At 57.4% G+C, this 5220-nt stretch carries 5 protein-coding genes and 1 pseudogene; 3 read left to right on the top strand and 3 right to left on the bottom strand.

The genetic code is table 11. The features are described from left to right. Window positions 1–569: 569 nt before the first annotated feature. The 3 genes and pseudogenes from AC066S_RS38380 to AC066S_RS38370 all read left to right on the top strand — a co-directional run. Complete coding sequence (locus tag AC066S_RS38380; protein ID WP_126262219.1) at window positions 570–1235, top strand: ParA family protein; 666 nt, start codon at window positions 570–572, stop codon at window positions 1233–1235. After that, window positions 1201–2184: a hypothetical protein gene (locus AC066S_RS38375; RefSeq protein ID WP_126262218.1), complete on the top strand. Its 984-nt coding sequence runs from the start codon at window positions 1201–1203 to the stop codon at window positions 2182–2184. The genes AC066S_RS38380 and AC066S_RS38375 overlap by 35 nt, the downstream gene beginning before the upstream one ends. A 35-nt stretch (window positions 2185–2219) precedes the next feature. Further along, a pseudogene (locus AC066S_RS38370) lies at window positions 2220–2613 on the top strand (IS110 family transposase); the annotation flags it as partial. Window positions 2614–3249: 636 nt separating this feature from the next. On the opposite strand, the gene AC066S_RS38365 reads toward AC066S_RS38370, so the two are convergent. The 3 genes from AC066S_RS38365 to AC066S_RS38355 all read right to left on the bottom strand — a co-directional run bounded on the left by AC066S_RS38365 (window position 3250) and on the right by AC066S_RS38355 (window position 4338). Further along, window positions 3250–3405, bottom strand: coding sequence for a hypothetical protein (locus tag AC066S_RS38365; protein WP_235884969.1), 156 nt, complete (start codon window positions 3403–3405; stop codon window positions 3250–3252). Between the two features lie 39 nt (window positions 3406–3444). Then, complete coding sequence (locus AC066S_RS38360) at window positions 3445–3984, bottom strand: hypothetical protein (RefSeq protein WP_126262217.1); 540 nt, start codon at window positions 3982–3984, stop codon at window positions 3445–3447. 135 nt (window positions 3985–4119) lie between these two features. After that, complete coding sequence (locus AC066S_RS38355) at window positions 4120–4338, bottom strand: DUF6894 family protein (protein ID WP_126262216.1); 219 nt, start codon at window positions 4336–4338, stop codon at window positions 4120–4122. Window positions 4339–5220: the final 882 nt, after the last annotated feature.

Raw genomic sequence — 5220 nt, 5'->3', positions numbered from 1 at the left:
CAGCGATCGCCCAAGAGCAATTTGCAAGAAACTGCGGGCTCACCCGCCGAAATCCTGCGAACAGAACCATGTCTGTTCGCCAAAAATCGATTCTCTCTCAACGGCTTGCGTGTTCTTCACAACCGACTAAACAGCAGTACTACAACTACATGATCTTGTAGGCTTACTCCGGCTGTTGGACGCGATTACTATTCTTTCTGTGTCACAAACGGTGGTCTGTGAAGTGGGCGAACTTGGTCGCAGGACAAGGATATCTCGACAGCGTCGGAGGCCGATCGATTTTATTGCGGTATCTATCCGGCGGTCCGCAAACTTCGAGCGGACGTTGCACCATCTTCAAACGCTCGGGCTTGGCGGTGGGATGCCCGCGATTTGTGCATTGTATGGACCGGCTGGCCTTGGGCGAGGTATCACGCGGTATATCGTTAGTGGGTGGGCTTGATTTGGCTGTGAGTTCCACGCCGCTGTTGATGCGATTCACGATGGGAAATGGTAGGTTACCGATTGGTAAGCTAATTGTTTTCGACGAATCGTGCGTTTCATGTCGTTGTTGTCTGGACGCGTAGGCAATGTACGTCCTTGCTCTGGTCACCCAAAAAGGCGGAAGCGGCAAGAGCACGCTGGCGGTCGGAATTGCAGTCGCAGCGGTGGGGAACGGGGAGCGCGTCGCAATTGTCGACGCGGATCTACAAGGCACGATTTCAAAATGGATAGAGCGGCGCGGCCATCCTCATCCGCGGGTCGTTCGGGTCGCCGATCCCGCCGAAATAGAAGGGGCGCTCGTCAGCCTTGAAGCTGAGGGGATCTCGCTTACGGTCATCGATACCGCCGCCACAAACAATGCACTGGCCATGCGCGCCATCGCGAGGGCCGATCTTTGCCTGATCCCGGTGCGTCCGAGTCCGGCCGACATCGAAGCTGCGATACCGACGCTGATTGCTATTCGTAGGCTCAACCGCCGATTTGCTTTCGTCCTCAATCAGACGCCAGCGCGGGGCTGTCGCCTGAGTGAAGCTGCAACGTCGCTCAATTCGCTCGGGGTGCTTGCGCTTCCCTATGTCGGACAGCGCAATGACCACCAGGACGCGCTTGGGGCAGGATTAGGCGTGACCGAGTTTGCACAAGAGGGAAGAGCCTCGGAGGAAGTTCGTGAGCTGTGGCGCTGGGTCTTGAAAAAGCTTGTCGAGAGGTCATCAGATCATGAGCCACACGCAAGCGAAAAAGCGGCGTACTAGGCAGATGCGTGCGCGACGCTCGCTGGTGGATCTTACCGCGGCGGCGAGCCGAGCCGTTGACGATGGCCTGTTTGTGTTGTCCGGCGAGATTGCTCCTTCCAATCCGCGCTCGGAGCACATAGGCGCGAATACGTCTGATCAAACAATCCTTGCAAGGCAAGCGACCCCTCCGATTCACGTTGCGGTGCTTGAATCTCGGAATGCGGCGGCGCCGCGTAAGGACGAACTCATAGATTGCGACAGTACCACCGAGATGATGGTAAAGGTTGTCGAGGACTCTCAAGACAGGGCTTCTGAAAACCTCAAAGCCAGCCTGAATGAAGCGGCGTCGAAAGACGTCGGCGGTTCCTGCCTTGAAAGCAAGTTTTTGCCCGTTCTCAAAGAAGCCGCAACAGAGTTCCACGCCGATGCGGTCGAATTGTTCGTGCAGGAGGAACCAAATGACGGCGCAAAGCAGCCGCAACCGCGATATATGCGGCGGCTCACTGACGAGGCGGTCAGATTACTGGACGATCTTCGCTGCGGAAAGCTGGAGAATCAGGCGAACTTCATCCTGAGCGAATGCTTCAGAGAAGCCGCCAGCGCGTTCTCCATCATCAATCAGCAGCTCAAGCGGGACGGCTATGCCGCGAGCATTGATCCATCAATTTTCATCTGGCTTGCTAATATCACCGAACCGGAGACGCGTGACGCCGCGACCATGCGGCTTGAGATTGTACCCAACCACCGAGGTCGTCCGAGCACATACGCACGCCAGGTCGCTCAATTCATCTGGCATCTTGTCGAGGGGCAGGGCTGCCGGCGACAGGCCGCATATCGGGGCGCGCTCACGAAGTTCACCGTAACCGAGAGTTTCGTCGAGAACGCCTATGCCTTTTGGGAGCCGATCTTCAAACGGGCGGGACCGCACGTGAGGATGCTGACCCGCATTTCAGATGCAGAAATGTAAAGCTAAGCAGCGTGGGCATTTGGCGTCCGCTTCGACCGAGGCCCAAGCACTTCGCCTCCTGGCTGTGCCTGCACCAGGCTACCAAGTCTCTAGCTGCAAGGTGTTCTCGTGGCGCACACGGAGATCGTCCAGTCGGGCAGTCGCACTGTTGCGGCTGGCAGTAACAACCGTCGGGCGGAGCGATACGGCGCTCGGTGCATTCTATCGCCGACTGTCCTCACGTATGGGTAAGTTAAAGGCGTTGAGCGACCGCCCGCAAGATCGCAGTTTAAGACCTTCCGGCACGGCATGCCCTGCAGAGATCCTGGTGCGGATCACTATGAGCAGCAACATCGCGGCCGTGTCCTCGCTACCCTTCAGCGCCGAACCAAAACTCGCGGCTTCGAGTTACAGGCAGTTCCAGGCGACTCCGATCCGGCTGTTTCTTAGGAAGTCGATCGCGATCTTTTCCGGAACCCGGACATGAGCTTCCGCTTCATCGAGACCAGCGCGACAGCTACCGCGCCCAGCCTTGGATAGCGGAGCTGTATGATCGCCAGACAGCCGCCACGCGCCGATCCTCGACCTGCAATCCAATCGTTACAGCATTAGCTTGTCCGGAGGAGCGTGAACGGCTGACTGTGACTGAGACGACAGCAAAGTTGCGCGATTGTCTGAATTAACTGCCAGCTTTCGTCCCGCCCCCCATCTGGTGTGGCACTATGCGCGTGCGGCTCATGCTGCTCGCCTCATTCGCAGCCAGAACATCGCTCGTCAACTCGACTTTCTTCGTGCCTCACGTCACGGTACGGCACCCGTATCCGTGAGAGGCGAAACAATCCATTGCTACGCCAGCGTATTCCAACATCTTCGGAACCTTCGGTTTCGCCGCCCGCGCTGCCTTGAGGATTCCGCGGGGGGATATCTTTTTTCTATCCCTACATCGCATGACCATTACTCAGGCGCCTCGTTTGTTTCGCCCGCTGTTCCCCACGATTGGGTGCGGCTCGCGCAGACGGCTAGGTGTCGGCCGCCGCGCGAAAGTTCGCCGCATTCTCTGCAGCCACAGCAAGGGCCCGAGACAACTCAAGCCTGATCCGCCGTCACTTGGAAATGAACGCCGACAATGCTCGCAATGGCGAGCGTGATTTCGTCGTCCACCTGCTCAATTATGATAGCAGCCGACTCGTCGAGTTCGATCTCGGCAATCCGTCCGATGAAATCATCCGGTTCATTTTCCATTACTGCACCCCATCCATCCGGCCACAATCTAAGGCAGAACTAACCGGTGCCTCGATGAGGCGACCTGAGCGGAACAATCGGAACGCCGCTACTTGGAATAACCTTCAAGCCAATGCGCTTGCTGGCGGCGCTCCAACTTCTTACAGCCTCGTTTGTTAGACAAGTCGCAGTCAATTCGTTCCAGGATCTTACAACACGTTCCCAACTCTCTTTCCGAGCGGGGAGAAGCGCGAGCATCCTTTGCGCCTTGCGCGAAGCCGCGAACTTCCCGCCGCGCTTCGCTTCTTTAAGAATTTTGCAAACCAGCTCTTCAGTTCGCTTGCACCCGGCGTCCGTCATTCTATCATCGACAAAGCAACCGAAGCATATTCGAAAGGATAAGGCACGGTCTGCAGCGACGTATGATGGTAAGCCCGGCTCGTTCAACCACTGATGAAGAGCTTCGAGCTGCTCTGATCCACCTAGCGTGAGAACATCGTCCCGCTCAAACATTAAAAATGCCGCGAAACCAGCGACCTCAAGCTGCATGTCCAAGTCTAGCGTTTCCAACCAACTGGTGATTGCTTTTAGTGGAGACATTGCCCTGCTCTCCTTTCTTGCAGTCGTGATTGGGGCTCGCAACTGACAGAGGGATCCGCTCGATAGCGATTCGAGCCCGGAGAACACGCACTGGTCAACTACAAGAATTTGTAGGTAAGGCTGCGCGTCACCAGGTCAGTCGCCCTGAACCACGTGCCGCGCGATCTCCGCGCCTTCGCCATCAAAGACCAGCACGACAGTTTCGCTAACGCGATCGTAGTCAGGATCGCCGCCGATATCCCGAGCAACGCTGGCGCCATACTGACTCGCGAGATCTGCCGAGCCGAACATCTCACCCTCGCCGTCCGGCTGAAGGCGACCGTTGTGGATCATCGGAAAATAATAGCGCTGCATATGAAGGCCCTCCACCGCGGCGATCATGCGCTCATATTAGAGCGGGACGCACCTGTCCAAAATGACAGGATCGTTGTGCAGCGACACCGGCAGCACCGCCCCACTCAACCATAGCGATATACCTCGCGCACTTTAGCTAACCACCGGACAATTACGGAGAGCGAAGCTGCTTTCTTTCCGGTGGACAGCCCTTGGTTGCGATAGTAACTTAGTCGTTTTTCAGGACGTGAGATTTTCTTATGCGCGACTGGCAACTGCCGTTTTCTCGCGTGTGCTTGGACTGCACCTCAAAGCGCGAACGAGTATCCTACCGCCGCTACACGGAGTGTTGGGCAGATTTGCAACGCGCTGCGATTTTGAGCGGTGCGTGATGCTGCTCTACATTTTCACGGTCATAATGATCGAGTCGTGGCTCGATTTCTGGCTAGCCCAACGTCTCGCCCCGGCATGCTGCCCGCGCTGGGGCACCTCACTCGGGGACACGATGGGAGAGTAATCTTGGAGTCCGCGGTCAGCCTGTCGGTCGTGATTGAAGCAGGACAGTCCGTCAGCCTTTCGTCAGCTATCGCGAGCGCACCCCGTGCCTTTTATGACTAACCCGCACACCGTAAGCAGCGCGGGCGCGACTCGGCGCCGGAAATGCGCAACGACGCTATCCCTGCCACACCCGCGCCGCCGGCGAAGTTAGCGGCAACGTGACTCGGCACCGCCATACCGATGAAGCGCTGTCCCTGCCACGTGCCGCCAACTTCGGGGCCAGCCTCAGCGGCGAAAGAATCTGACGATGGGATACATCTATCGGAAATGGGCGTGGCACAACTACCAGGACTGGTCGTAGCCTCACGTGGCTTGGCAATCAGTCTCGGATCGCAGGCAGCGCCG

This window comes from Bradyrhizobium sp. CFUWI (assembly GCF_056429085.1).
Note: the sequence above shows the minus strand (reverse complement) of the source record. Positions and strands in the feature narration are given on the sequence as shown.

Coding starts and splice junctions, on each gene's coding strand:
- AC066S_RS38380 (WP_126262219.1), top strand. CDS start 570: ATGTACGTCCTTGCTCTGGTCACCCAAAAAGGCGGAAGCGGCAAGAGC.
- AC066S_RS38375 (WP_126262218.1), top strand. CDS start 1,201: ATGAGCCACACGCAAGCGAAAAAGCGGCGTACTAGGCAGATGCGTGCG.
- AC066S_RS38365 (WP_235884969.1), bottom strand. CDS start 3,405: ATGGAAAATGAACCGGATGATTTCATCGGACGGATTGCCGAGATCGAA.
- AC066S_RS38360 (WP_126262217.1), bottom strand. CDS start 3,984: ATGTCTCCACTAAAAGCAATCACCAGTTGGTTGGAAACGCTAGACTTG.
- AC066S_RS38355 (WP_126262216.1), bottom strand. CDS start 4,338: ATGCAGCGCTATTATTTTCCGATGATCCACAACGGTCGCCTTCAGCCG.